We start from the raw sequence: 25,828 nt of genomic DNA, 5'->3' as shown, positions 1-25,828 counted from the left end.
AGGTCTTTAAGGCATACATTAGTGCATTAAAAGACATGAATATCTTTTGTTATGAAAAAATCTATACTACTCATTTTAGTTTTGCTTTCAATGGTAAAAGTCACTGATGCGCAAGAGTTTACCCTTGACGCTGACATCCGTCCGCGATTCGAATATCGGCACGGGTATGGAAACCTATTCCCAGATGAGGCCAAGCCAGCAGCATTTGTCACTCAGAGATCTCGGTTAAATTTGGGGTTCAGGGATGAAAAACTGAGCCTATATATCAGCATGCAGGATGTGAGCACTTGGGGCGATGAGCAAACGCTCACGGCTGCTGACAACAACAATTCCTTCTCGCTTTTTCAGGCTTGGATCAAGTATGATTTTACTGAAAACTGGGCGTTAAAGCTAGGTAGGCAAACGCTTTCTTATGACGATCAGCGGATATTGGGAGAGGTGGATTGGACGATGCAGGGGAGGTTTCATGATGCTGCCATGATCCAATATGCTAAGAATAAATCCAAGCTAGATTTGGCTTTTGCCTACAACCAGCAAAAGCAAAACTTCCTAGGCACAGACTATACCATTACTGGTGGTTTCTCTTATAAAACTATGCAGATGGCACATTTTACTCAGGCTTGGGACAGAGCTTCGTTCAGCTTTCTATTCATGAATAATGGCTTTCAGAAATATACCAATGACCCTACTCCACTTACTGACGGTCTATATCATCGCCAAACGACTGGGGCATACTTTACATTTCCCTTATCTGTGCTAGCCATTACTGGCTCGGCTTATTTGCAGACAGGAAAAGCAGATGCTTCTACTGATCTGACTGGCTATCAGTATATGGTGGAAGCAAAGTACAAAACTGGAATAGTGACTTTGATAGCGGGTTTTGAATCCCTGAGTGGTACGGATCAGGTTGGTGAGGAAAAGAATAAATCATTCTTCCCGCTCTACGGTACCAATCATAAGTTTAATGGATTGATGGATTATTTCTATGTAGGAAATCATGCCAATAATGTGGGCCTGAATGATCTGTACGGAAAGATATCATTGGCTGCTGGAGAAAAATCTACGGTTGGCTTGAATGTCCATTATTTCTCGGCACAAGCTGAAATGGCAAATGATCTAAATCAAAATTTGGGGACAGAGCTAGACGTGGTTTATGGTAATTCCCTGGGAAAATATGTGAAACTCAACGTGGGGTATTCTCAACTATTTGCAACCGAAAGTATGCGTGCGATCAAAGGCGGTATCAGCTATGAAAACACCAACAACTGGGGCTGGGTGCAGCTGATCATCAATCCAAGATTGCTGACTCATACCTTTAAGGAGAATTGAAGGTCTGAGGCTTTAAGCCGTTAGAAAAATCGATTCGTAAGATTTTATGGATTTTAAACTAGTAATCAAAGCCTATTTTTCCAGATTGTTGGATTTCTACTGGTATGGGTCACCGCAAGAACTAGTATTGAGGAGTTAGATTCAACAATCTGGTAATGGATTTGATAAGGGAATTTTTACAATAAAGCATTTCTACTATCAAGATATTGAATCTGATAGAGTTGTGGATTTTCCTTTATGGAGGACAAACGTAATTTTAAAGAAGTATAAAATCTAGCGCCCAACCCTTATTTTTCTTGATTGTACCATTGAATGATTTCCTGAATATCGATTTTAGCTTCAGGTAGTAGGGTTAGTATATAACTCACAAACCATTTCCGATTTCTTCCATGACATCTTTCCAATCTAGTACATTGGTTGGGTCATTTTTGTAAATAGCTAATCTTTCGTTCAACAGCGCTTTGTGAGCATCACTTAACCCTTTTTCTTGTTGGGCCCTAAAAACCTGAAGTTGCTCGATGATTTTCTGATCCTGGAGTTCTGTCAGCCAGTGAATAAGCTCAATTTTGCTCGCTTGAATATTCAGAAAATCAGTTTTAGCGTTTTGATAAAGAAAAGAGAATTGATATGAAATTCTCCCTTGAAAAAGGCTAATTCCTCACCTCAAACTCCTTCTTCGCTCTGTCCAAATACTCAATAAAAGCCTGTTTATCGGCATCATAGCCTTTCGGTTGAGCGAGAAGATTTTCGTTATGGTCTAGGATCACATAGTAAGGCTGCGCATTGTTTTGGAAGCGGGTGATCTGAAAATCGGCGTTTTGCTTCCCCAGAGTTTTCTTGACTTTCCCGTCATATTCTGAAGTGTACCAGTCGCTTTCGGGAAGCTCTAATCGCTCATCGATGTAAAGCGCTACCATCACGAAATCTTCTTTCAGACGCATCAATACCTGCGGATCCACCCAGACATTCTCTTCCATCTTTCTGCAATTTACACAGCCATGTCCGGTGAAGTCAATTAGCAGAGGTTTATTCGCTTTTTTGGCAGCACGCATGGCTTGTTCGTAGTCGAAGTAACCTGGAATTCCATGGGGGATTTCCAGTGGGATGTCAGCGTATTTGATAGGTTCTCCAAGAATATTTTCTCCTGCCTCAGCTGAATTTATCCCTGCGCTAAGTGTAAACTGCTGTGTGGACATAGGTGGAAGATAGCCACTCAGATATTTCAGCGGAGCTCCAAATAATCCAGGAATCATATAGAACACAAACATGAATACGAAAAGAGCTGAAAGCAATCGTGGAACACCAATCGTTTCTACAGGCGAATCGTGCGGAAGGCGAATTTTTCCCAAAAGATAAAGTCCTAATCCTGAGAAAATCACAATCCAGATGATCAGGAAAATATCCCGATCTAAAATCCCCCAGTGATAAACCAAGTCAGCGATTGAAAGAAACTTGAACGCTAAGGCGAGTTCCAGAAAACCCAAAACCACTTTTACTGAATTCAACCAACCACCGGACTTAGGAAGTCGGTTCATCCACTCTGGAAAAATGGCGAATAGCGTAAAAGGAATGGCAAATGCCAGAGAAAATGCAAACATTCCCAAAATTGGCTTCAGTAATTCTCCTCCAGCCGAAGAGATTAAAATTGATCCTACGATCGGACCCGTACAGGAAAACGATACCAAAACCAACGTGAAGGCCATAAAGAAAATACCTGTTAACCCTCCTTTTTCAGCTTTTTCATCTACTTTATTGATAAATCCCGAAGGCAAAGTAATCTCAAACATTCCGAGAAAAGCCAGGGCAAAAAAGATGAAAATCCCGAAGAAAAATAGATTTGGAAGCCAATGCGTGGCTAGCCAATTTGCAAACTCAGGACCTTGAATTGCCGCCACGGCTGTCCCGGCGACAGTGTAGATAGCAATAATAGAAAAACCGTAGATGAATGCGTTCCTTATCCCTGTTGCTTTGCTTCCAGCACGTCCAGTGAAGAAACTTACCGTCATAGGAATCATAGGAAATACACACGGGGTCAACAAGGCTGCAAGTCCCGCCAGGAATGCCAACACCATAAAGCCCCAAAGTGACTCATCTTCCTGAAGGGGAACAATCTCAATGGTTGAAGGCTTTTCGCCATTGGACAAATCTTCGAACAACTGATCCTCATGGATAGCCGATCCATCAGACACTTCAGACATCTCGACCGTATCAGATTGCGAGGTTGTCGATGTTTCTTGCAAGGACGTGTCTTCATCTACTTCAGCAGTGGACAAGGAAATATTAGCCCCAGCCTCAAAACTTTGCTCTATTTCGAGATCATAATTTACACACTGACCTGTGACATCAGAGCACATCTGATATTCTACTGTCCCGGAGATTTTTCCTGAGCTAGAATTAGGCACAAAAGATTGCTCAAACCTTCCTTTTCCGATGAAATACTTGACGTCACCTTCCCAGATCTCCTCGTATTTTTCTTTAGGATTAATAGCTTTAAAATCACCTTTCAACGCATATCCTGCTGGATTATCCAGGTTCAGAGTTGCTAAAATCGGCCCTAGATTCGGATCAAAATCGTTGGCATAAATGTACCAACCGATTGGAATTTGGGCTTCGAGCACCAAAGTAGCTTCTTCACCTTGCACCAAACTTTTCGGCTCTATCGATACGACCCATTTTGGAGGTGCAATAATCTGGGCTTGAGCGTAGAAACTGAAGAAAAGTAATGCCAGTAGCAGTAGTTTTCTTGATTTTCTTTGGGCTTTAGTCATGAAAGAATGATTGATTAGCAGTTTACTTTTGTGAGTCACCTCATCTATTTATTACCTAAATAAACCCGTCTTATAAAAGGGCTGACTCCAACGATTCTATCCTTCGGTCTTCCAACCTGATGAACTAGGAGTCTGAGATAAGAGAACAAGTGATCTATACCTTATATTTTTAGGTCTATGCTACTTCTCCGTAAGCTTTCTAAACTGACGAAAGAATGCCGCGATAGTTTCTATTCCAATGAAGTAATTTTTCACACCGTAGTGTTCATTAGGTGAATGTAGTGCATCTGTGTCAAGTCCAAAACCGAATAAAATTGGATCTGACCCTAACTCTTTCTGGAACAACGCTACGATAGGAATAGATCCACCTTCTCGTGTTGGGATAGGTCTTTTACCAAAAGTCTCCTCCATAGCTGCCTCAGCCGCCTTGTACCCTACTGAAGAATCCGACACAACAGCCGGAGCTCCACCATGATGCGCTTTTACTTTGACCCTCACTGATTTTGGAGCGATGGAGGTAAAGTGTTTTTGAAAAAGCTCGGCGATCTCATGCCAATCCTGATCAGGGACCAATCTCATTGAGATTTTTGCATTTGCTTTAGAAGGCAAAACAGTTTTGGCACCTTCACCGATGTAGCCACCCCAGATTCCATTGACATCCAAAGTAGGACGAATACCCACACGCTCAATGGTCGTATAGCCTTTTTCCCCATGGACATCATCTATGTCTAGCTTCTCCTTATACTCAGCAAGATCGAATGGTGCTTCATTCAGACGGGCTCGCTGGGCATCGGTGAGTTCTTGTACTTTGTCATAGAATCCCGGAATTGTGATATGCTCGTTTTCATCTTTCATGGAAGCGATCATGTCGCAAAGGACATTGATCGGGTTGGCAACTGCGCCGCCATAGGTTCCTGAGTGAAGATCTCGGTTTGACGCCACGACTTCTACCTCCATGTAGGCCATGCCGCGAAGGCCAACCGTGATCGAAGGATCCTTCATGGAAATCATGTGGGTATCCGAGATCAGAATAACATCCGCGCTCAATTTCTCCTTATTCTCGATGACAAATTTCTCCAGGTTGCTGGATCCAACTTCCTCTTCACCTTCGATCATGAACTTGACATTACATGGCAGATCATCGGAAGCCATCATGGCTTCAAACGCCTTCACATACATGTAAAATTGTCCTTTGTCATCCGCCGATCCACGTGCGAAAATTGCTCCCTCAGGATGAATCTTGGTCTTTTTGATTACTGGCTCAAAAGGCGGAGAATCCCAAAGTTCATACGGATCTGCTGGCTGCACATCGTAGTGGCCATAGACCAGCACAGTCTGTAATGCTGGATCTACGATTTTCTCAGCATAAACGATTGGGTAGCCTGCAGTTTCGCAGATTTCTACCACATCCGCGCCTGCTTTTTCCAAGCTTTCCTTCACAAAATTGGCAGCTGCGATGACATCACCTTTGAACTTAGGGTCAGCGCTTACCGATGGAATTCGGAGTAAATCCAGCAATTCATTTAAAAAACGATCCTTGTTGTCTCGGATAAAATCATTAACAGCCATATATCTGGGGATTAGTTGGTACGAGGTGCAAAATTATCCTTTTAAGCCTGAAAAGCCTATTCCAAATAGGCTTTATTGCGTGGTATTAAGGCAAGGGGATCTAAAAAGTAGCACTATTCGCTAGGTCGCCTTTTCGCTTGGTAAAAACTTCTACCAGCTCGTCGGCATATAATCCTTCAGGAATTTCCCATTCCAATGCTTGCCAGTATTGATCCCATCAAAAAGCGGATCCATCACTCGGGCTGCACCATCGACAATATCCAATGGCGGCTGGAAGTCATGCAAATCCTGCTTTCGCTTCGCAAGTTCTGCTGGGTCTTCATCCGTCACCCAGCCTGTATCCACTGCATTGGTGTATATGCCAAACTTTGGTAGCTCAGCAGCAGATGTCAGCGTCATCATATTCAATGCGGCCTTAGCCATATTGGTATGTGGATGCCGGGCTTCCTTGTGAAACTGATGGAATTTGCCTTCCATTGCCGACACATTGATGATGTGTTTAGCGCCGGTATTGTCTTTTTTCATGATGTTCACCAGGCGATTACAAAGCACAAAAGGAGCCACGGAATTCACCAGTTGTACCTCCAACATTTCGTTGGTGTGGATTTCTCCCAGTTTTAACCTCCAGCTATTGGTCTTTCTCAGATCTACTTGTTGGAGATCAGCGTCTAGTTTTCCAATGGGAAAAATCTCCTCCGAACTCAAGGAATCATCGATGCTGTAAGGGATTTGGGTCAGCTGTGCAGATGAAGTCAGTCCAATACCGAGTTGCTTTCCATGCCAGGATACCGGTAGGTTTTTATTTTCGCCTTCGGCAAATTCCTGGCTGAGAACTCTGATTTCTTGCAAGCATGCATGATGATCGGAAAGTAATTTTTGCGAAGCAGAAGAAAGATCCTTCCAGTCTAAGGATTCATTCTCCATCAAATGCTGGTAGAATCCAGAGGGACGTCGAACCGTCTGCGCCGCATTATTGATCAAGACATCCAGTCGATCGTATTTTTGCTCGATGTAATTGCAAAAAATCTCCACGCTAGGAATGTGTCTCAGATCGAGCCCATGGATATGAAGCCTGTTTCCCCACTCATTAAAGTCAGCTTCTTTTGCGAAGCGCAACGCTGAATCCACCGGAAATCTGGTCGTAGCAATCACAGTAGCGCCCGCTCTAAGCATCATTAGTGTGATGTGGTAACCGATTTTCAAGCGTGAACCTGTCACCAAAGCTACTTGGTCATGGAGATCCGCCGTCTGAAAACGCTTGGCATAATTGAAATCCCCACAGCTCGTACACATGGTATCGTAGAAATGATGCAGCCGGTCAAAGGATTCCTTGCAGACATAACACTCCCGAGGGGATTCGAGAATAATAGCTTCATCAGCTTCTTTACCTGTCAATTCCAACCTAGCAGGAGCGATGAAAATCGATGCTTCACGAGCTGAACGAATACCTGTGGTCTTCCGGGCAGACTTGTCTTTCTCTGCTTTTTTCTTTCTGTGAATTTTTTTTGCGCCTTTCTTTCGCTCAGCAAGTTCTTCCTTGCTAGGACGTGAAAACTGTCCGGCAGCCTTCAGTAGCGCAGTCCTACTTTCTTTTGGGATGTCAAAAATCAGATCCGTATCAGCATTCAAACCTTCCAACACGGCTATGGCTTGAGCGATTTGTTGAGCGGTGATTTTCACTGATTTTACAGATTCTGGTTCCTTTTCCATGATAGTCAACTACGAGGGCGCAAAAGTAAAGATTTATACCATGGAAATAGCTGTCACTCACTAAGATGCTTTGTAGTTCGACACTTAGTGTGGTTTGTTTTTCAGTGCGTTGATGAAGTTGAATGGAGCTGTATCAATAGTATCTATCGGAATTTTGGAATTGATAAAACAAAAATTGCTCATTTATTCAATTGGCCTAACGGGTTTTTATCATTTGACCATAGGTATATCCGCTATTTTATCAGTAAAAAAGCAAGAGTACCATTTGAACTATCATTCTTAAGAATTGAGGCCGCTTCGGTTTTTTTGTATCAACAAATCAGGGGGTTAAATGCCTAGCTACCCTTAATTTTAGTTTTGATTCGCGTATGTCTTAGATTGGTTTGGGATTTGAGAAGGTTTTCTCACAACTCTAATTTTCACCAATCCAACTATGAATATTTTCAAATCTCTATTTTTCGTGATTCTCTTGCTTCTATGCCTCTTTTCATGCATTTCCGATGAGGAATCATTCTATCAGGAGAAATACAAATCAGAGGATTTAGTGAAACTACATGGAGAGGATTTCAAGCTATGGGAATTACAGGCTTTTTATGATAACTACGAGCAGAAGGTGCTCAGCGAAAGAAATGCCTGTTTTATTGATGATGTTTATGTCTTTAAAAAAGACTCTAAAGAAATACAAGTTACCGCAGGTGAGGTTGGCTGTAGTAAAGTCAATTCGAAAGATGAAACTACAACTGCTTCTTATGAATTTTATGAGGATGAGGGACTTGTCTTTATTTCGATCAGCAAAGCATCTGAAGTGAATGGAGTCATCAAGAACAACTTTTTCAGTTTGCAACTGGTAGAACTTTCAGCTAGTCAGATGATTTTTGCAGCTGGTGAAAAAGGGAATTATGGAATGGCGTTAGTTTTTGTAACGGGTTAATTTTCTGATTATAATCTGCACAAGGGTCTTCAGATTTATTATAAATCATCCAAGATAGAGTAACTCAAGTGAGAACAGTACCAGGAGCTTAATTCATGCTTTTTCCCAATCATTCTGTATCTTAATGGTAGCTAGACTGTAAGTTTTAAGGTAAAGCTCAATTTGACATTTAATCTGATGTTTAGCTACTCATGTTTTAAAAAAAGGCTATCATACGCCACTTTTAAATGAAAAAAAATCTACTCTTGATCCTTTTGATTTTTTGTAGCGCACTTACTTTGGCACAAAGCCAAGAAAGGGACAAAGCCGTAAAGAGTGATTCCACGGTGCAGAAAAAGCTTGATTTTAATGTCATGCCATACATCAGCTACAATAGAAATCTCAAATTCATGATTGGGGCTATTCCGATGGCCATGTACAGGCTGAACCAAGCTGATACCATTTCTCCCAAATCTCTTTCTGGCCTGGCGGCAGTTTATACCACCAATGGTTCTTATTTTATCTCAGTTTTTAATCGTTGGTATTTGGCAGAAGATACTTGGCGTATCAAAATGTTTGGGGTGACAGGGGATCACAATTCTCAGTTTTTCATGGATGATTTTGATGAACCCGGATTCTATGATTATGGTACGAATACTACTTTGATCAGTGTAGGTGTGCAGCGCAAAATTGCAGGGAAATTATTTGGCGGATTGAGCTACACCTATGCGAATTACGATACCAAATACGAAGATGATGTGCAGCCAGAATCAACTACCCAAACCAATGGAATAGAGCTGAATCTGATGCTAGATACCCGAGATGCTGTGTATTATCCTATGACCGGGGTGAATAGTAAACTTCGGTATATCGCTTACCCGGAATGGTTTGGGAATGATGTGGCTGCCAACAAAATTCTGACTGAATACAATCGCTATTTTCCGATGAAAAATGGAAAAGATGTATTTGCGGCTAGGTTTTCAGGCACTTTTGGATTGGGAGACATTGCTTTTGAGCAGCAGGTGACTCTTGGTGGAAAAGATATCAGAGGCTACTCGGAAGGCAAGTATAGAGGCGATGGGCAGATGGCTTTGCAAGGAGAATACCGCTACAATTTCGGCGAAAAAATGGGTGTGGTCGGTTTCGCCGGACTTGCCACGATCTACGGTTCGGATACAGAGTCTTTCAACTGGAAAATGTATCCGGGAGTTGGGGTTGGCTATCGGTATAGAGCTTTCAAAACTGTGAAGTTCAACATCGGTCTGGATGCTGCTGTCGGCAAGGATGATTGGGGGATTTATTTCAGGATTGGAGAGGCTTTTTAAGAAGTGATAGGTCGATTTAGGTAAGTTGTAAGCGGTAAACGATAAAAGTGAGCGTTAGGTAGGGAGAAGAATTCTATTCTCAGTTTCCAGCACTAGTCCTTTATTTTTCCATGCCCGCTAGCATTTCTTCGCCTTTTATCAAATTCTTTTTGAAAAGCGCATAGTCCCGATGCTGAGGCTCTGCACCCATTTCTACCGCCTTTTTGAACAGTGGGACAGCCTCCTCTACTTTGCCCAAAGCCAATAGACCTTCACCGAGAGAATCATATACATTAGCTGAATTTGGATGGTTCTCCAGGTTTTTCTTGAAAAGCGATACCGCCTGCTTGTACTTATCCAAACGCATGAGGCTATAGCCCATCATATTAATGGTTTCTTCTGAAAGTAAAGAGGCTGGCATATAGGTATAAAAATCTGTGATAAACGCGTCAAATTCTTCTGGACTAAGCTTATGAGCCGCATTTACGATCTTCTTATTGGGGTCAGAATAAAGCACTTGGCGAACTGATTGCGCTAGTTGAGTAGGCACTTGGAAAAGCAGTGAATTCATAGATCCTGAAGAAAGAAGCACGGAATATTCAGGGTGAATACTGCTGTACTCGTCTAGGTATTCCATTTTGCTCTCTATCAATAAGTTGAAAAACTCGCCAGAATTCATAGAAAGAGAACCCATCATTGGAAAGACATTAAACCTTCTGCCTAGGATCACTAAGGAAGTAACCTCAGGCACGGCCTGGGAAGACCAAAGTAGCTCGTTGTCGTTCAAGATCCCCATAAATAGTTCTGCTTCTGCTTTACTACTTCCAGACCGGTTGGACGCTCTCATAGCTTGATAGCTCATGTATTCTGCTGCCAGTTGATCTCCATCCAAACCCTTCTCGGTCAAGTATGCGCTCAGTTGTTCCGTGTTTTCTATATCCAAAACCGGATCTACATAGATCATTCCTTCCACCTCACTTGGATGATCCTCAGCAAATTCCCGGATCAATAAATTCCCCCAGTTGTTGCCAGCTAATACATACGGAGGTTGTATATTCATTTCTGCTAAAAGTGCTTCCAGATCCTTGACGCGTGAGTCCACAGAAGGTATTTTAGCAGATTCAGCGGATTTTCCAAGACCGACACGATCGTAAGCTAGCACTGGTGAAAATTCTGCGATTTGATCAAAAACTGCATTCCAAACCTCAAGACTTTCACCAGTTCCAGCTTCCAGAATGACGATGGGCTGATGGGCTTTTCGCTCAGTCAATCCAGAGGTTTTGGCTCGCATCTGAATACCATCCACAGAGATGAGTTCGGTTTTGGATTGAGCAAAAAGGCTAGTTGAATATAAAAATGCAGGTAGGAATCCGAGTATTAGCAACTTCTTCATAAGGCTGTCAATTAGTTTGAACTAAAAGTTAACTAAAATAATCTGTTTATGAAATGCTGATGCACAGGTATTTGTAAAAATTAACAAACGGACGTGTAAAATCTCATAAGCGCTTGGTTGATCCTATCTATTGGCAAAGCCCGAGACCTATTTTATTTTTTCACATACCTCATCCAATCCACTTCCAGTTCGAAAGGGAATTCAGGCTGTTCGAGTGACTCGGGATTGCCTTCGACAGCCCAGTCTTTTGTGTGCCAGAAATTCATTCTGTACTTGGAAGCATGGTGAGGAATTCCTAGTTGCGAACCTTGATAATCCCACAGTACGACGGTATCAGCCGTCTCAGGATGCAGCATCCACCAGCGTAAGCCAGCCGCTTTCCAGTCAAATCCATACGTGTAAAACTGTGAAGAAGCATCGTAATTTTCTATAGCAGGAATACTTTCGGGGATATTTTGCATGCCTTTTAATAGAGTAGGTTTGCCATCGTAATTCACTTTAGAGATCGTCTCTACTATCTTTCCTTCAGCCAGATTGATGATCCTACCGATGCGCTGAAGGTTGCCGGGCTTCCCAGTCCAGGTACCTACATAGATAATTTTGGGATCAGCGATGAGCCACTCAAAATCAATTTCGCTCAGCCCTTCCTCGTCATCTTCATGGTATGTGAAGTAGCCAACCACAGCTCCGACATTCGGTTGCTTTTTCCGCGCATCAGGTACTTTCAGACGAGCAGAATAGCTACCAAAATGCGTGAATTTCTTAGAGATGATTTCTGGTCCTTTTCCCGGCCCTGCATCTTCTTCGGGATTGAGTTTAAAAGAAAGAATCTTGGTGTCAGGCTCAGAGGGAGATGAGATTCCAATTTTGTAGGTGAAATCGGTTGGTATTCCTGTGGAACCGTACCGGAAAACTTTTGAGCCAGGGAAAGAAAAGTCCTCCAAAAAAGATTTGTGCATCTTCTGAGAGTCATTTGGAAATAAACTAACCGTTATGATTAATAGAATTAGGAACAATTGCTTCATAGATTGGAAGGTAGAATTTAGGCGGTTTATTTACCTAAAGTTGAGGATGGTTTTTATCAGGGCGACAAGTACTTGAAGAAGATAGATCAAGGTAAACTTATTAGCAAGACTTCCGCCCGATCTAAGGTATAGTCTGGAATTAACCCTATTTTAGAATTGGAAAGGCAATTTTATAGGATCAACTTATTGCATTCGATTCATCATACTTTGTAACTGAGAATGTCCTTGTTTACCTTTTTTCTTTTTCTGTTTCATGTATATCCGCTTTGACACCAGTAAAAAGCCAAAAGTATTTTTGGATTTGGTCAACTTAAGAATGTAGGCCACTTCGGTCACCGGTCTTGGGGCTTAAGTCCGGCTGAGCAAGGGAAGTTCAAATACTGACATCACTGCGGATAATCATATTCTGTTTTTCTAAAAGTATCATTTTCATCCAAATCATATCATGGCTGCAAAGTATAAAACCCCCGGCGTTTACATCAATGAACAAAATGCCCTTCCGAACTCTGTAGCACCTGTTGCGACGGCTATACCGGCTTTTGTAGGCTACACGCCCGTGACCGATTATAGAGGCAAATCAAATTTAAATCTGCCTGTTAAGGTTAATTCTTGGGATGAGTTTGTCAAAATATTCTGCTACCCTATAGTTGCAGGACAAATGCAGAGGAATTATCATCCTCATTTCTCTATCAGGCTGTCAAAAGGTAGGAACGATACGCGCGGTTTTGTATTTATTGATCAAGTTCATTATAAGATTTCTCCGGACCCCAGCACCATTTATTATTTGTATTTGAGCGTATATCTGTTCTACCAAAATGGAGGTGGAGAAGCTTATATTGTTTCAGTTGGTGGTTATGGTAAGCCTTCCGGAAAAACACTTGAGGCTGGCGATCCGCTGGTCAATCCAAACGTCTCACTCACCGATCTGCTGAAGGGCCTCCATGTGCTGAAAAAAGAAACAGAGCCAACCTTGTACGTGGTTCCTGAGGCTACATTATTGCCATTACAGGAAAATGCAATCCTGACCCAGGAAATGCTAAAGCAATGTCAGCAGTTGAAAACAGCAATTTCCATTCTCGATGTTCCGGCTGGGAGTTTCCCCGGTCAAGCTAGTTTTGAAAAGGAAGTAGAAAACTTTAGAAAGAGTAAGGGTTCAATTGGGCTGAGTTATGGAGCTGCTTATATTCCATTTCTGCAAACTATAGCGCTACCGACAGAAGAGGTAAACTATACCAACCTCTTTGGTGGTGATCTGTCAAAACTTGCAGAACTGATTAATCCAGGAAGAAAAGATGAGACTTTGGCGAAATTTTTTGACATGATCACTGAAAAGGAAGTTACCGATCTGACAGTGAACCAGTTGAATTCTGCACTGAAAAATAGGAGTAAACTTTATGCTGCACTGATCACCAGCGTACGAGATATGGCAAATTTGCTTCCGCCAAGTGGTGCTATCGCAGGCCTAATTACAGCAGTCGATTCGATGCATGGAGTGTGGAAGGCGCCCGCGAATGTCAGCTTGTCTGGTGTGATAGGATTACCCTTTCACCTGACTAGCGATCAGCAAGCACCTCTCACTATGGATGCTACCACCGGCAAATCAATCAATGGGATTCGCTCTTTTCCGGGAAAAGGAATTCTAGTTTGGGGAGCACGAACACTGGATGGAAACAATCAGGAATTTAAGTACATCTCAGTGCGGAGAACTGTAATTTTTATAGAGCAGTCTTGCAAATTGGCAATGAGAGCTATTGTATTCGAGCCAAATGTTTTAACTACTTGGAATACCATCAGCGCTACGATTGGCAATTTCTTGACTAGTCTCTGGCGGGAAGGAGGTCTCGCTGGTGCTAAGTCGGAGCAAGCATTTTATGTAGCGTGTGGCTTGGGAAAAACGATGACAGCTCAAGATATACTAGATGGAAAACTTGTGATTTCGATTGGAGTAGCTATCACTCGTCCTGCAGAATTCACCGTGATTACGCTGAAGCAGCAGATGTCCACTGACTCATAGGATAAGCTGGAGAATTAATTTTTCGGTGGTTATCGAACTAGCATCCACAGTCCTTCATCATATTTTTGATGCCTTTTCGGATGGAAATTCTAACTGCTTTAAAAAGTGAAGCGGAATTCAAATCGATGGTATCATCATCACCGATGGGAATTGGAAACCCACCCATGCTGGTGTCAATGGAATTTTCGGAAATAATTTCTCCTGTTGCAGTCTCCTTCATTGCAATTCGAAGACTGCTTTTGACCTGCGTATCCGTATCCCAATAGCTTGGAGAATTAAAGTCAGAGGGATCGACTTTTTCCCAATTGCCTGTCCAGGCTAGTTCTCCCAAACTAAGATTTATGAGATAAGATATCCCCAGCTCTAGGTTAAGTTGGGCAAGTTGATCCGGGTCATTAATATCCTTGATTCCTGCATTCAGCAGCTCATATTCCATTTGATCATAGATGGCTATCTTGGTAAAACCCTCTTCACGGAAGATTTCTATAATCATTTCTTCCAGATACCTGCGATCTCCAGAAGTAAGCTGACTGAAGCTTTCCTGCCAGTGGAGCGGTAGAAGTAAAATTCCATCTTCATGCGCCAGGCAAATGTGACATTTAATCCTCGGGTAGATTTTCGTGGAAGAGCAGGAGGAAAAAGCTATCAGCGTGAATAAGAGTAGTAATAGTTTCTTCAAAATCAGCTAAGTAAAATTATAATAGCAAAAAAGATACGAAATCTCAACTAATTTGATATCTCAGTTATAGTGCGACTTTTCGCCCATTTGCTAAGCAATCCTACTATTGAAATGAGCTGAATAATTATGGCTGATCCAAGGATTAAATCGGAGTTTGGCTGATTATTAATTTTGAAAAAAGCTCCAAAAAGAAACATAGTCACACTTATCATCAGTAAGCGAAACATGAGTTTCTGACGCTTGGTGAGGCTGTTTAGCTTTGGGAAAAGTTTGAAAAGGATAATGTCCATAAGGCAAAATTAGGTGAATTGCATAGGTTTAGATTTATTTTGATTTAGGAGCAAATTCCAAGATTCTATTTTGGTACCAGTCCAAAAGTTGAGGCAAAGCAATAGACATAGAAATTAGCTCAACCAAAATACCGTCTTTGATGATGTAATGAGTAGGTGATAGTTCGATTTTTAAATTTTCGCTTATCCATTTTCTGTCAACGCTAGCGGTTTTGTATCCAAAATCACCCCGCTTTGCAAAGTATCTTTCTATCTTTTGAGGTGAGGACATCGCGAAGCTGAGGAAAATAATGTCATCCCTATCTTTGAATTCTTCGGTAAGCATTTTCAGATTCTCCTCTTCTTGCTTGCAACCAGTGCAGCCAACAAACCAAGTATTCAGAACAATCAGTTTGTTCTCGAAATCATCATTTTTTAGAGAATCTCCAGTTAGATCTATGAATTCAAACTCAGGAAACTCAGAGCCTATAGCAATACCATCTGTTAATTTTCTACATTCGTCGATATAGGCTAAAAGCTCATCTGATTTAAATAAATTATAACTCTGGCTTATGGAAAAGGAATACGATCCTAGAAAAGCAAAGAGTAGTAGAAGTAGATTTTTCAATAAGAATGAAATTATGTTATAAAACTATTTTTTTAACAACCAACTACCAATAACCAACAATCATTTCCTTGGATGAAAATCCGTCAGCACCTGCCTCAAATAATCCCGATCTAAATGCGTGTAAATCTCCGTAGTCGTGATGCTCTCGTGCCCCAGCATTTCCTGCACGGCCCGAAGATCCGCACCGCCTTCGATCAGGTGCGTGGCAAAGGAATGACGAAAGGTATGGGGAGAAATGTTCTTTTCAATTCCGGCTTGCTCAGCTGTCTTTTTGATGATCAGAAAAATCATTACCCGAGAAAGCTTTTTGCCACGGCGATTCAGGAAGACAAATTCTTCGTGTCCCTTTGCGATGCTTTGATGTAACCGCACTTCATCCATGTAGATGTTCAGGTATTTTAGCGCATCCTTTCCGATGGGAACCAAGCGTTCTTTGTTGCCTTTGCCGATAACTCTCAGAAAACCAATATCCTCGAACACTTGTCCTTTTTTGAGCTCTGTCAATTCAGAAACTCGCAATCCAGAGCTGTACAACATCTCCAGCATTGCTCTATTTCTATGACCTTCGGGTTCGCCAAGAGGGATTGATTCAAGAAGTTGTACGATTTCCTGATAGCTTAGCGTATCGGGAAGTTTCCGTCCAAGTTTTGGTGCTTCGAGAAGTTGGGCTGGATCTTCCGAGATCACATCTTCATACATCAGGTATTTATAGAATGCTTTGATTCCAGAGATGATCCTGGCTTGCGTGTAATCTGATATTTCAAGTTGGGCTAAGGAATTCACAAATCTCCGCAGATGTTCCAACTCCAGACTCAACGGGCTTTTTTCTGGGAAATTTGCCTCAGAATAAACTGCCAGTTTTTCAACATCCCGGGTATAAGCTTCTATGGAATTCTCGCTCAGCGATCGCTCCAGCTTAAGGTAATGACGGAATCGACGAATGTGGTTTTGCCAGGTTGTATTCATTGGAAGATTTAAAAATTGGAAGATTGGAAAATTAGGTTGGAAAATTGGAAGGTTCAAATGTCGAAAGGTTTTAACTTTCTAATCTGAATCCGATTAACTTTGAACCAGTAATCATCAAACCGAATTTTGTTTTGAAAATAATGATCATTAATGGCCCAAATCTCAATTTACTGGGAAAAAGAGAGCCTGAAGTCTATGGAAGCACTTCTTTCGAAGAATATTTCGAAGGGATGAAAAAGGCGTTTCCAGATGTAGAACTTCACTATTTTCAAAGCAATGTGGAAGGGGAGTTGATCAATAAAATTCACGAAGTTGGGTTTTCTTTTGATGCCATTCTGCTCAATGCAGGAGGTTATACTCACACTTCGGTAGCTATCTCAGATGCTATTGCCAGTGTGACAACTCCGACACTGGAAGTTCATATTTCGAATATTTACAAGCGAGAAGAATTTCGTCACAAAAGCATTATTTCCAAATCCTGCGTCGGCATGATCTCCGGCCTTGGCCTGAAAGGCTACGCGCTTGGAATTCTTTACTTTCAATAACCTATCTACCTATGCTTACCTTTGCGCCCGGGCCATCTAAGGTTTACGATGCCCTTCCTACCTATTTGCAAGATGCCTACAATGCTGGCATTCTCAGCGCCAACCATCGCAGCAATGCCTTCATGTCTTTGTATCAGGAAACTGAGCAATTGATGCGCGAGAAGCTGCACATGCCGGATGATTACAAGTTGCTATTCACATCCAGCGCTACGGAGAACTGGGAGATTATCACTCAGTCCATCGTGCAGCAGGCGAGTTTTCATATCTATTCCGGGTCTTTTGGGAAAAAGTGGATAGGCTTCGCAAAGCATATCAATCCTGCGACTGACGGTTTGAAAATTGAAGCAAACCAGGTAGTCGATGTTGCAGACTTGAAGATTTCTGAGGACTTCGATGTGATCGCGCTGACGCAAAATGAAACAGCCAATGCGACCCAAGTTCCAATGTCTGTGATCGAAGCAATCAAGGAAAAATATCCTGAGAAAATGATCGCAGTGGATACGACTTCCTCTATGGCAGGAATCGAATTGGACTTCAGCTTAGCAGATATTTGGTACGCTTCTGTACAAAAGTGCTTCGGACTCCCGGCAGGTTTGGGCATTCTTATTCTTTCTCCCAAAGCCATAGAAAAGTGCCAAAGCAAAGGGGAAAATGGACGCTACAATTCTTTAAGCTTTATCCTAGAAAATGCTGCAAGTTATCAGACACACTATACTCCAAATGTTTTGGGGATTTATCTGCTTAACAGAGTTTTAAAAGATCTGGAAGAGATTCAGCACATAGATGCAAATCTCCATGAGCGCATGCTGAAGCTAGAAACTGCAGTGGCTCAGAGTAAATCTTTACGAATGTTGGTTGACAATTCAGAGACAAGAAGCACTACAGTTTTGGCGGTTTCTGGCTCGGAAGAGCTAATCGCTTCTGTGAAAAAAGATGCGGAAAAGGAAGGAATGCAGTTAGGATCTGGATATGGCCCACATAAGCCGACTAGCTTCCGAATCGCTAACTTCCCTGCGATCACGAATACAGAGATGGATAAGTTAATTGGTTTTTTGGGGAGGTATTAGCCGTTAAGCTTTTGTGCTGCTAATAGCGCACTATATTTTAAGGATAAATTAGTCATTATGATTATCCGCTTTTATACCACTAAGGTGGAATAAGCAATGTAGCAACTGTTAAACTTAAGAATTGAGGTCGCTTCGATCTTCGGTCATCGGTCTTCCAACCAGATAAGCAAGGAATATAAGGTGACTGGAATTATTGCGGATAATCCATGTAAGTCAAAATATAAATCAATTATCACACACCCACTCATTCCAACGCAATGAGTATAAAAGATAAAATACCAGCGGAATTGAAGTCGGTGCCTCTGACCTAACTTTATTTTTTCTCCTGGATTGGCGATTTTATGATCATTAAGATCATACTTCTTCGCGACTATAAGTTTGAGTTTGTCGAGCTTTCCAAAGTTGTAATTGTTGCGCTTGTGGTAGCCAAGGCAGTACTTAAACTAGCTTATGTGCAGTTCTCATTTACCAAAAATCCCCAGCTATTGTTGACCTCCTAATCCGATATGTTTTGTATTTGGCAGGTGTTATTTTGGCTCAGGAGTTTAAGTATCCTTAGGAATACGGTGGCTTTTTAAATGCTTTGAATGAGTTGTTTGAAACTTTCGATCGATGCTGCTAAGTACCTAAGTTCTAAAAGTAGTTAAGCGAAGGCTACCATTTTATAAGACTGATCAGACAGTGCTAAATTTTTATAGACCTTAGTTCTAAATCCAGCTTCAAAGTGATAAAAAAAAGGAACCCATTACTAGGTTCCTTTTTGATTTCAGACTGGTGAAATCTTACTTTTTCACTCTGATTTTTTCCTTGATACGTGCAGCTTTACCCTGACGTCCTCTTAGGTAGAATAGACGAGCTCTTCTCACTTTACCTTGTCTCAATAGGTCGATTTGCTCGATAGCTGGAGAGATGATAGGGAAGATTCTTTCTACACCGATACCATTAGATATTTTTCTTACAGTGAAAGTCTCACCGTTAGAGTTCGGGTTTCTACGCTGGATCACAGTTCCTTGGAACTGCTGGATACGCTCCTTAGCACCTTCTTTGATACGTACGTGTACGTTGATGGTGTCTCCAGCTTTGAATGAAGGGAATTTAGCTCTTGCTTCGCTGTATTCCGCTTCTACTATTTTCATTAGATCGCTCATAGCTTTATGTTTTTATGCTTTCGCTGTTTGCCAACGCGTGGCTTATTTATTTATTTCTTATACGATTCTGCATCGCTTACCCCAGTGTCCTTCTTGGCTAGCAAGTCAGGTCTTCTTTCTTGGGTTCGGCGAACCGATGCTTCAAATCTCCATTCGTTTATCTTGGCTTCATGACCTGATAGCAAAACTGCTGGTACTTTCATCCCCTGATATTCAGCGGGACGTGTATATACCGGCGGTGCAAGCAGTCCATCCTGGAAAGAATCCGTCAATGCAGAGGTCTCATCATTCAACACGCCCGGAATCAATCGAATCAGCGCATCAGCTACTACAGCTGCTGCTAATTCTCCTCCGGAAAGCACATAGTCACCTATGCTGATTTCCTTGGTGATGAATCGCTCTCTTACTCGCTCATCGACTCCTTTGTAATGACCACACAGGATCAAGAGGTTTTGATTGAGCGAAAGTGCATTTGCCATTGGTTGATCAAATCGAGCTCCATCAGGTGTCATGTAGATGATCTCATCGTACGTGCGCTCCTTCTGAAGTGCTTCTATACATCGAGCGATAGGCTCAATGGACATCACCATCCCGGCTCCCCCTCCAAAAGCGTAGTCATCGACCTGCTTTTGCTTGCTTGTTGAGTAATCACGTAGATTGATCAGGCGAACATTAGCAAGTCCTTTGTCCTCCGCTCTTTTCAGAATTGAGTGTGCAAAAGGCCCTTCTAATAATCCTGGAACTACAGTGATGATATCAATGTGCATGGGTTAATCTTCCAGATAAATTTCAAGTAAACCTTCGGGTAATTGGCAGTAAACTTTTCTAGCTGCCTTGTCCACCTTTTGGATAATTCCGTCCTGCATGGGTATGAGAACTTCTTTTTCCTGATGAGTAACCCCGAGGAGATTCTGTGTCTCCAGATCATAGATGATCTGAATAGGTCCGATCAAACCCTTGGCTTCGTCAAAAACCTCGAATCCAATCAACTCATGGAAGAAATATTGATCATCTTTCAGTTCCGGCAGTGCTGTCAAGGGAAGAAATACTCCCAATCCAACTAAATCTTCTACCTGATCTATCGAGTTCAAATCCTCAAACTTCGCTAGTGCTTTATTCCCAGGTTGGAGTACAAAGTGCTCCAGGAAAAACGGCACTAGCCGGGATTTTTGCTCTATGAATAAGTGCGTCAATGTCTCATAATCCTCTGGATAATCGACATCCAACACTATCATTACTTCTCCACGAAGTCCATGAACTTTAGACACGTAGCCTAACTGGAAGCTTTGGTCCTTATTCATGGGGATTTATATTAAGCTTTTGCTTCGTCTTCGCCTTCTGTAGCCTCTGGCGCTTCAGCTGCAGGAGCTTCTTCAGTAGAAGCTTCGGCTTCCTGAGCAGGAGTAGGATTGTTAGCAGCTTCAGCTGCAGCTAGAAGAGCTTTTTGCTCGTCTTCTCTTGCTTTGATCGCATCAAGTCTCGCTTGGTTCTTAGCAGTTTCAGCATCCATCGCTTTCTTACGAGCATCAGCTTTAGCAGCAGTGATACCTTCTGTCTTACCAGCAATTTTTGTGTCTTTCTCGCTCAACCATGCTTCGAATTTAGCATCAGCTACTTCTTGCGTGATTGCACCTTTCAATACACCAATCTGAAGGTGTTTTTTCAGCATCACACCTCTGTAAGAAAGCATAGCTTTCACAGTGTCTGTTGGCTGAGCTCCGTTCAACAACCATTTAAGAGCGCGCTCATTGTTGATGTTGATAGAAGCAGGGTTTGTGTTTGGGTTATAAGACCCGATCTTTTCGATGAAGCGTCCATCACGTGGAGCTCTTGCATCAGCTACAACCACGTCGTAGATAGCCATTTTTCTTCTACCTCTTCGTGCTAATCTGATTTTTACTGACATAAATTATAATGTATTTAGTGAGTGGATGGAACCCGTCCATCCTAATTTTGGAGTGCAAATATAGGGTAAATACTTGTAAAGCCATAAGTTGGCTAAGGAATATTTGCCTGAAAGCGGGCTTTTCTTATATCTTGCGAGACAATTTTCTCAGGCCCCGTAGTTCAATGGATAGAACAAGCGTTTCCTAAACGCTAGATCTAAGTTCGATTCTTAGCGGGGCTACTTCGGAGGATAAAGAGAACAAGGCTACTTTTTTTTGCATTGGTCTCAAACAACAGTTTCTCCTGATATAAGGAGGTCTGATTATCCGCATAGCTCCTACTGCAAGAGGTTAAGCAAGCTAGGATAGGCTAAAATTTATAACTAAGGCCACATCGGTCTTCGGTCATCCGACCGGATAAGCAAGGAATCTAAGGGGACTACCATCATTGGAGATAATCATATTCTAAAATTTAGTGTTATTGAAATAGGAGTACGGCAAAAGATAAGCTTACTCAGGAGATTGAAGATTTGACTACAAAAATGAAAAGTCAGATGCCGCGTATTAAAAGGGAGATCCGCATATATGAGCAGAAAGCAGCCATGGGTAAGCTAACAAAGAATCCCAAGGTGTCCCCCCTTACTCCTACACTATATAAACTGGCGATTAATTACAAGTGATTTCTTTCGGATAGTAGGTCACCTTAAATTAGAAAATTAGAGCGGTGTTTTTTCTCCAGTCAACCTTACTTTAATGGTAGTTTTATCGCCCTGAATAGTCCAAGCTGGAACCCGGATTTCAATTCGCTTAATTCCTTCAATTTGTCTGTCTAACTCCAATGGAGCCGGATCAAGGGATACAATCGAAAGCATTATTTCGGGGTGAGAAAGATTCTGAAGGTGAAGCGTTTTACCCTCTTGCTTCAATATTGCTCCATCCTTTGTTACCTCTACCTCAGCTAAAGTCATCATCTGCCAAGTGATGAGTTGGGTGTTTTCTGAAAGCTCAATTTCATCCTCAATGGTTATAGAAATTGGGCTATCTTTTATAAATTTTCTTCGAGCAGATTTTACTTGGCCTTCCAGCGTTTTGCTAAGGTTGAAAACTGCTTCAGGTTGGTAGCCATCCGTAAAAGAGAGAAGCGTTGATTGGCCTTCCGTTCTGTGGAGAGAGTCATTGACAGTCAGCGTACTGTGTCCGAAGTTATTTTTGGTCAACAAGGTCCAGCGCTCGCTGCTTTGAGATCGATTCCAAAGGTCGAAACCATTTATTTCCAGGTCATTGTAATTTTGATTTCCTGGGTCAATGGACCATCGGACACCATTCAGTTCAAATACAAAGGAACCAGCATCCATGTTGCCATGATTGACCATTCCACGGCCACCTTTACCCCCGAAATAGAAATTATGGGGATCGTTTTCACCACCGGTAAAAATCACAATTGGGTTAGAACCTTCGCCCTTCCAGGCAGTAGGAATCCCTGCTCCGCCTTTTTCTTCATACTGGGAAAGCCAGGCCAGTGAAGCTCCAGCCAGACGACCAAGTTTCCCCATTTTTTCTGGAGAAATAAGAAATCGCTCCTTTTCGAAATAATGAGGATTACCGGATTTGGCTGCAAACCATGCCAAGGTAAAGTCGCCAGCCTCGCTTCTCTGATCTCCACAATCTGCAAAATTATAATACCATCCTGAAGGGGCATTTGCCAAAGTTCTGAAAACAGCGCTTTCCTTAAATGCCGGGAATTCCCAATGTCCGAAGTCTGTTCCGAAAGCGCTTTCCAGCATAGCGGCTGTTGTCACTGAATAGCTGGTGCCATAAGCCCAATACGTAGATCCTTCGGGATAAACCCCATCTGGACCATATTCAGCAAGAGAGTGAGGCAAGCCATCCAATGCCCGACTGATAGTCTTAGATGCCAATGAAGGATTATCTTCAGCGATCGCAATAGATGCGGCAATCATTCCTCCGTTACAGACCTGATTCCAATTGTTGGTGCCATCAGCCCATTCAGGAGATTCTCCATTCTCCGGCCAACTTGGAAGAATACCTTTTTCAATCAAGGATTTTTTAGCCAGTTCTTGTGTGGTTTTTGGTAAGTCACCAGCTGTCCAATCAAGCGCAAAAGCTACCGCAGTGGCCATTTCAGCCACATCTAAGAAATGGCTTGGGTTCCAATCAGAAAAATTACAAACTGCCAATACTTCATCATTGATTCTGGCTAATACCTTAGCGTCCTTTTCCATGAGGTAAACGACACCTAGCATGTTGATCCGATAAAGCATTTCTCTGGAAGTCCTCAAGAGCCTTCTTCCTTCCATCACTCTTTCCAAAAGTGGCTCTTCCAGAATAGATTCAGCATTCTTTTGGATACTCCCATACATGTTTTGTAAAACTGGATCTGTATTGATGTTCTTTTTCAGATCCATCAAAATTGGCTGGTCGAAAACCAATCTTGGGGAAGATTTTCTCAGATTTTTTTGGAGGTAAGAAACCGACATGGGATTGTCAAGTTTGGGGATTTCTTGCTCTTGTGCCAAAGCTGGAAAAAGAGCCAGAGTAAAAAAAAGTAAGAGAATCAATCTGAGTTTTGAATGCATGGTTTTCTGGGTTTTAATAATCAATCTTAAGAGGTGATTTTATAATTTTTCGAATTCCTTAAATACTTGCTTTGTTTGCTAAAAAGCCCTTGGTAGTAGTTTTTACCAAAAACACATCACCACTTTGCGGATATTCCTTGAGTTGGGCTTCACTTAGATTTTCCTGAGCAGTTGTAATCAAAAGCGTATCCAGGTTTTCGCCACCAAAGCAACAGGAAGTAACTTGCGGTACAGGGAGCTCAATTTTATCCAGCAATTCACCATTCCTTGGATTCCAGCGATAAACTCCCGAACCCCCATAATGAGCCACCCAAAGCATGCCTTCTCGGTCGATGCACATGCCGTCAGGAAATCCCAACTCCTCCGGAATCTCAACAGCAATCCTATCAAATTCTATTTCACCAGATTCAAGGTCAAAGTGGAAGACTTTGATTTGTCTTGTAGGTGTATCGATAAAGTAAAAAGTCTGATTGTCTGCTGTCCAGGCCATTCCGTTGGAAATAGTCAGATTGGATAGTTTCTTTTTTGGTTCTAAATCCTGATCGATACAATAAAGGGATCCTGCTCCCTCAGTGAACTTGGTACTCAAAGTTCCAATCCAAATTCTTCCTTTGGCATCCACTTTCCCATCATTGAAGCGATGCAAAGTATAATCTGATTCCACCTCGCATAGCCAGGTTAGTTCTTCTGTATCTAAATCAAACTTTGCGATTTTTCGGTCCAAACCTAACATTAAACTTCCGTCTTCTGATTCTAAAGCCACTGCCAAACGATGTGGGAAACTTCGCGTTTTCGTCTCCCCAGTCTTGAGCTGATGTTCGTATAGTTTCCCATTTTCAATGTCCACCCAGAAGAAATTTTGTCTTCCAGCATGCCAATAAGGTCCTTCACCGAGGAAGCATTGAGATGGGATGGAGGTGTAATTGTAGGTATTCAAGGTTGTTTCGATTAAATATTTTATAAACCTTCGAGGAGATTTCTCAGTCGTTCCTCCTTCGAAATGACACCTCAAAGGTTACTCCTAAGGCCATATTTCGTAATTCTCATTTCGTAAATCATTCATGCCAATACTGAGCAATTTTCTTTTTCAAAAATGCCACAGATCGCTCGAGCTGATCCATGCCATCGACCCCATCTTCTATACTGATCCAGTTGTCAAATCCCACACGCTTTAATTCAGTGAAAATGGCATCGTAATCATTTAAGCCTTTCCCCACTTCCCCATGACTTAATCTTGCTGCATAGCCAGTCACGCCACTTTCCTCCTTTTTCAAGTCTTCAATAGTTCCATACTTCAAAAACCTATCACTGGCGTGCATGGTAACTATTCGCTCCGAAACCTCATACAGTAAATCGAGTGGATCCTCTCCCGCCAAAAAAGCATTGCTAGGATCGTAATTCACGCCGAAATTCGGATGCTTGATGCTATGGACCAACTTTGTGAAAAGCTCCCTCTTCTGCGCAAATTCGGGATAATTCCAAAAGTCATCTTTATAGTGGTTTTCCAAAATCAGTGTGATTCCAAGTGATTTTGCATAAGGTAAACAGGCTTGAATTGACTCAGAAGCATATTTTATTCCCTCATCTTCCGTGAGTTCAGGACGATATTGTCCAGAAAGTACGCGGCAGTATTTCCCTCCGAGTTCATCCGTCATCTCTATCCAACGCTTCTGTTTCTGGATTTCTTTGTCTCGAAAAGCTTTGTCCGGATGAGTGAAATCCGGAGAGCAACACATCATTGGGATCACCATTCCTTGGTCTTCCACCATTCTGCGGAAAAGCCGCCAATTGGCTTGGTTTTCCATTTCCAGAAAACCTGCATACCACTCCAATCCATCAATTTCCAGTACAGCAGAAAGTTCTATCCACTCCGATAATTTCATGCTTCCGTCTTTGCAAAGTGCTTGCATAAAGGCTTTGGGAAAAGCGGCAATTTTTGGCATTGTGTACTGTTTTTGAAGTTTGTTTTTATTAAAAACCTAAAGGAAAGAAGTTGCTGCTAAACTCTTGAGTTTAGGGGC

General features: G+C 42.1%; 22 protein-coding genes and 1 tRNA gene. 7 read left to right on the top strand and 16 right to left on the bottom strand.

Annotated features, from left to right (window positions below):
* Window positions 1-51: 51 nt before the first annotated feature.
* Window positions 52-1,329, top strand: coding sequence for an alginate export family protein (locus ABJH64_RS09520; RefSeq protein WP_348275684.1), 1,278 nt, complete (start codon window positions 52-54; stop codon window positions 1,327-1,329).
* A gap of 364 nt (window positions 1,330-1,693) precedes the next feature.
* Here ABJH64_RS09520 and ABJH64_RS09515 read toward each other — a convergent pair whose 3' ends face one another.
* From ABJH64_RS09515 to ABJH64_RS09500, 4 genes are all read right to left on the bottom strand, one after another.
* Window positions 1,694-1,849 (bottom strand): addiction module protein, encoded by a 156-nt coding sequence (locus ABJH64_RS09515; protein ID WP_348335465.1) that lies wholly within the window; start codon window positions 1,847-1,849, stop codon window positions 1,694-1,696.
* A gap of 130 nt (window positions 1,850-1,979) precedes the next feature.
* Window positions 1,980-4,097 (bottom strand): cytochrome c biogenesis protein CcdA, encoded by a 2,118-nt coding sequence (locus tag ABJH64_RS09510; RefSeq protein ID WP_348275685.1) that lies wholly within the window; start codon window positions 4,095-4,097, stop codon window positions 1,980-1,982.
* Window positions 4,098-4,277: 180 nt separating this feature from the next.
* Entirely contained in the window at window positions 4,278-5,666 is a 1,389-nt protein-coding gene (locus ABJH64_RS09505) for a dipeptidase (RefSeq protein WP_348299327.1), read from the bottom strand.
* A gap of 150 nt (window positions 5,667-5,816) precedes the next feature.
* Window positions 5,817-7,376, bottom strand: coding sequence for an SDR family oxidoreductase (locus ABJH64_RS09500; protein WP_348274654.1), 1,560 nt, complete (start codon window positions 7,374-7,376; stop codon window positions 5,817-5,819).
* A gap of 433 nt (window positions 7,377-7,809) precedes the next feature.
* Between ABJH64_RS09500 and ABJH64_RS09495 the strand changes: the two genes are divergently transcribed.
* The gene (locus ABJH64_RS09495; protein ID WP_348274655.1) at window positions 7,810-8,307 is read left to right on the top strand and encodes a hypothetical protein; all 498 of its coding nucleotides are present in this window, start codon (window positions 7,810-7,812) and stop codon (window positions 8,305-8,307) included.
* Between the two features lie 227 nt (window positions 8,308-8,534).
* A complete protein-coding gene (locus ABJH64_RS09490; protein WP_348274656.1) occupies window positions 8,535-9,611 on the top strand; it encodes a BamA/TamA family outer membrane protein in 1,077 nt (358 codons plus the stop codon).
* 100 nt (window positions 9,612-9,711) lie between these two features.
* On the opposite strand, the gene ABJH64_RS09485 is transcribed toward ABJH64_RS09490, so the two are convergent.
* Together ABJH64_RS09485 and ABJH64_RS09480 are read right to left on the bottom strand one after the other, a co-directional pair.
* Complete coding sequence (locus ABJH64_RS09485; RefSeq protein WP_348274657.1) at window positions 9,712-10,983, bottom strand: alpha/beta fold hydrolase; 1,272 nt, start codon at window positions 10,981-10,983, stop codon at window positions 9,712-9,714.
* A gap of 152 nt (window positions 10,984-11,135) precedes the next feature.
* Window positions 11,136-12,008: a glycoside hydrolase family 16 protein gene (locus ABJH64_RS09480; RefSeq protein ID WP_348335459.1), complete on the bottom strand. Its 873-nt coding sequence runs from the start codon at window positions 12,006-12,008 to the stop codon at window positions 11,136-11,138.
* Window positions 12,009-12,453: 445 nt separating this feature from the next.
* On the opposite strand from ABJH64_RS09480, the gene ABJH64_RS09475 reads away from it, so the two are divergent.
* On the top strand, window positions 12,454-14,022 hold the full coding sequence (locus ABJH64_RS09475; RefSeq protein WP_348274659.1) for a phage tail sheath C-terminal domain-containing protein: 1,569 nt from the start codon (window positions 12,454-12,456) through the stop codon (window positions 14,020-14,022).
* A gap of 37 nt (window positions 14,023-14,059) precedes the next feature.
* Here ABJH64_RS09475 and ABJH64_RS09470 read toward each other — a convergent pair whose 3' ends face one another.
* From ABJH64_RS09470 to xerD, 3 genes are all read right to left on the bottom strand, one after another.
* Entirely contained in the window at window positions 14,060-14,701 is a 642-nt protein-coding gene (locus ABJH64_RS09470; protein WP_348274660.1) for a hypothetical protein, read from the bottom strand.
* Between the two features lie 324 nt (window positions 14,702-15,025).
* The gene (locus tag ABJH64_RS09465; RefSeq protein ID WP_348274661.1) at window positions 15,026-15,598 is read right to left on the bottom strand and encodes a redoxin domain-containing protein; all 573 of its coding nucleotides are present in this window, start codon (window positions 15,596-15,598) and stop codon (window positions 15,026-15,028) included.
* A gap of 60 nt (window positions 15,599-15,658) precedes the next feature.
* Window positions 15,659-16,564, bottom strand: coding sequence for a site-specific tyrosine recombinase XerD (xerD, locus tag ABJH64_RS09460; protein WP_348274662.1), 906 nt, complete (start codon window positions 16,562-16,564; stop codon window positions 15,659-15,661).
* Window positions 16,565-16,695: 131 nt separating this feature from the next.
* Between xerD and aroQ the strand changes: the two genes are divergently transcribed.
* Complete coding sequence (aroQ, locus tag ABJH64_RS09455) at window positions 16,696-17,109, top strand: type II 3-dehydroquinate dehydratase (protein ID WP_348274663.1); 414 nt, start codon at window positions 16,696-16,698, stop codon at window positions 17,107-17,109.
* 11 nt (window positions 17,110-17,120) lie between these two features.
* Window positions 17,121-18,176 (top strand): aminotransferase class V-fold PLP-dependent enzyme, encoded by a 1,056-nt coding sequence (locus tag ABJH64_RS09450; RefSeq protein WP_348274664.1) that lies wholly within the window; start codon window positions 17,121-17,123, stop codon window positions 18,174-18,176.
* A 782-nt stretch (window positions 18,177-18,958) separates the two neighbouring features.
* Here the strand turns inward: ABJH64_RS09450 and rplS are convergent.
* From rplS to ABJH64_RS09430, 4 genes are read right to left on the bottom strand one after another with little or no spacing between them, the layout of a single operon-like run.
* Complete coding sequence (gene rplS, locus ABJH64_RS09445; protein ID WP_348274666.1) at window positions 18,959-19,324, bottom strand: 50S ribosomal protein L19; 366 nt, start codon at window positions 19,322-19,324, stop codon at window positions 18,959-18,961.
* Window positions 19,325-19,374: 50 nt separating this feature from the next.
* The gene (gene trmD / locus ABJH64_RS09440) at window positions 19,375-20,091 is read right to left on the bottom strand and encodes a tRNA (guanosine(37)-N1)-methyltransferase TrmD (RefSeq protein WP_348274667.1); all 717 of its coding nucleotides are present in this window, start codon (window positions 20,089-20,091) and stop codon (window positions 19,375-19,377) included.
* 3 nt (window positions 20,092-20,094) lie between these two features.
* Window positions 20,095-20,625, bottom strand: coding sequence for a ribosome maturation factor RimM (gene rimM / locus ABJH64_RS09435; protein ID WP_348274668.1), 531 nt, complete (start codon window positions 20,623-20,625; stop codon window positions 20,095-20,097).
* Between the two features lie 11 nt (window positions 20,626-20,636).
* Window positions 20,637-21,230 carry a 30S ribosomal protein S16 gene (locus ABJH64_RS09430; protein ID WP_348274669.1) on the bottom strand — a complete coding sequence of 198 codons (594 nt, stop codon included), beginning with the start codon at window positions 21,228-21,230 and terminating at the stop codon, window positions 20,637-20,639.
* A 150-nt stretch (window positions 21,231-21,380) separates the two neighbouring features.
* Between ABJH64_RS09430 and ABJH64_RS09425 the strand changes: the two genes are divergently transcribed.
* Window positions 21,381-21,452: transfer RNA gene (locus tag ABJH64_RS09425), tRNA-Arg, on the top strand.
* Between the two features lie 474 nt (window positions 21,453-21,926).
* Here the strand turns inward: ABJH64_RS09425 and ABJH64_RS09420 are convergent.
* The 3 genes from ABJH64_RS09420 to ABJH64_RS09410 all read right to left on the bottom strand — a co-directional run bounded on the left by ABJH64_RS09420 (window position 21,927) and on the right by ABJH64_RS09410 (window position 25,750).
* Window positions 21,927-23,807: a heparinase II/III family protein gene (locus ABJH64_RS09420; protein ID WP_348299329.1), complete on the bottom strand. Its 1,881-nt coding sequence runs from the start codon at window positions 23,805-23,807 to the stop codon at window positions 21,927-21,929.
* Window positions 23,808-23,865: 58 nt separating this feature from the next.
* On the bottom strand, window positions 23,866-24,744 hold the full coding sequence (locus tag ABJH64_RS09415; RefSeq protein WP_348274587.1) for an SMP-30/gluconolactonase/LRE family protein: 879 nt from the start codon (window positions 24,742-24,744) through the stop codon (window positions 23,866-23,868).
* Window positions 24,745-24,862: 118 nt separating this feature from the next.
* Window positions 24,863-25,750, bottom strand: coding sequence for a sugar phosphate isomerase/epimerase family protein (locus ABJH64_RS09410; protein WP_348274586.1), 888 nt, complete (start codon window positions 25,748-25,750; stop codon window positions 24,863-24,865).
* Window positions 25,751-25,828 lie beyond the last annotated feature (78 nt).

Source organism: Algoriphagus sp., assembly GCF_039969895.1.
Lineage (GTDB): Bacteria > Bacteroidota > Bacteroidia > Cytophagales > Cyclobacteriaceae > Algoriphagus.
The sequence above is the reverse complement of the archived record's forward strand: the minus strand, read 5'-3'. Positions and strand labels throughout refer to the sequence as shown.

Bases quoted from the DNA above. Each gene is read 5' to 3' on its own strand.
- ABJH64_RS09495 (WP_348274655.1), top strand. From the start codon at position 7,810: ATGAATATTTTCAAATCTCTATTTTTCGTGATTCTCTTGCTTCTATGC.
- ABJH64_RS09420 (WP_348299329.1), bottom strand. From the start codon at position 23,807: ATGCATTCAAAACTCAGATTGATTCTCTTACTTTTTTTTACTCTGGCT.
- ABJH64_RS09490 (WP_348274656.1), top strand. From the start codon at position 8,535: ATGAAAAAAAATCTACTCTTGATCCTTTTGATTTTTTGTAGCGCACTT.
- xerD (WP_348274662.1), bottom strand. From the start codon at position 16,564: ATGAATACAACCTGGCAAAACCACATTCGTCGATTCCGTCATTACCTT.
- ABJH64_RS09500 (WP_348274654.1), bottom strand. From the start codon at position 7,376: ATGGAAAAGGAACCAGAATCTGTAAAATCAGTGAAAATCACCGCTCAA.
- ABJH64_RS09410 (WP_348274586.1), bottom strand. From the start codon at position 25,750: ATGCCAAAAATTGCCGCTTTTCCCAAAGCCTTTATGCAAGCACTTTGC.
- rimM (WP_348274668.1), bottom strand. From the start codon at position 20,625: ATGAATAAGGACCAAAGCTTCCAGTTAGGCTACGTGTCTAAAGTTCAT.
- ABJH64_RS09450 (WP_348274664.1), top strand. From the start codon at position 17,121: ATGCTTACCTTTGCGCCCGGGCCATCTAAGGTTTACGATGCCCTTCCT.
- trmD (WP_348274667.1), bottom strand. From the start codon at position 20,091: ATGCACATTGATATCATCACTGTAGTTCCAGGATTATTAGAAGGGCCT.
- ABJH64_RS09485 (WP_348274657.1), bottom strand. From the start codon at position 10,983: ATGAAGAAGTTGCTAATACTCGGATTCCTACCTGCATTTTTATATTCA.
- ABJH64_RS09510 (WP_348275685.1), bottom strand. From the start codon at position 4,097: ATGACTAAAGCCCAAAGAAAATCAAGAAAACTACTGCTACTGGCATTA.
- ABJH64_RS09475 (WP_348274659.1), top strand. From the start codon at position 12,454: ATGGCTGCAAAGTATAAAACCCCCGGCGTTTACATCAATGAACAAAAT.
- ABJH64_RS09430 (WP_348274669.1), bottom strand. From the start codon at position 21,230: ATGTCAGTAAAAATCAGATTAGCACGAAGAGGTAGAAGAAAAATGGCT.
- ABJH64_RS09480 (WP_348335459.1), bottom strand. From the start codon at position 12,008: ATGAAGCAATTGTTCCTAATTCTATTAATCATAACGGTTAGTTTATTT.
- ABJH64_RS09520 (WP_348275684.1), top strand. From the start codon at position 52: ATGAAAAAATCTATACTACTCATTTTAGTTTTGCTTTCAATGGTAAAA.
- rplS (WP_348274666.1), bottom strand. From the start codon at position 19,324: ATGAGCGATCTAATGAAAATAGTAGAAGCGGAATACAGCGAAGCAAGA.
- ABJH64_RS09505 (WP_348299327.1), bottom strand. From the start codon at position 5,666: ATGGCTGTTAATGATTTTATCCGAGACAACAAGGATCGTTTTTTAAAT.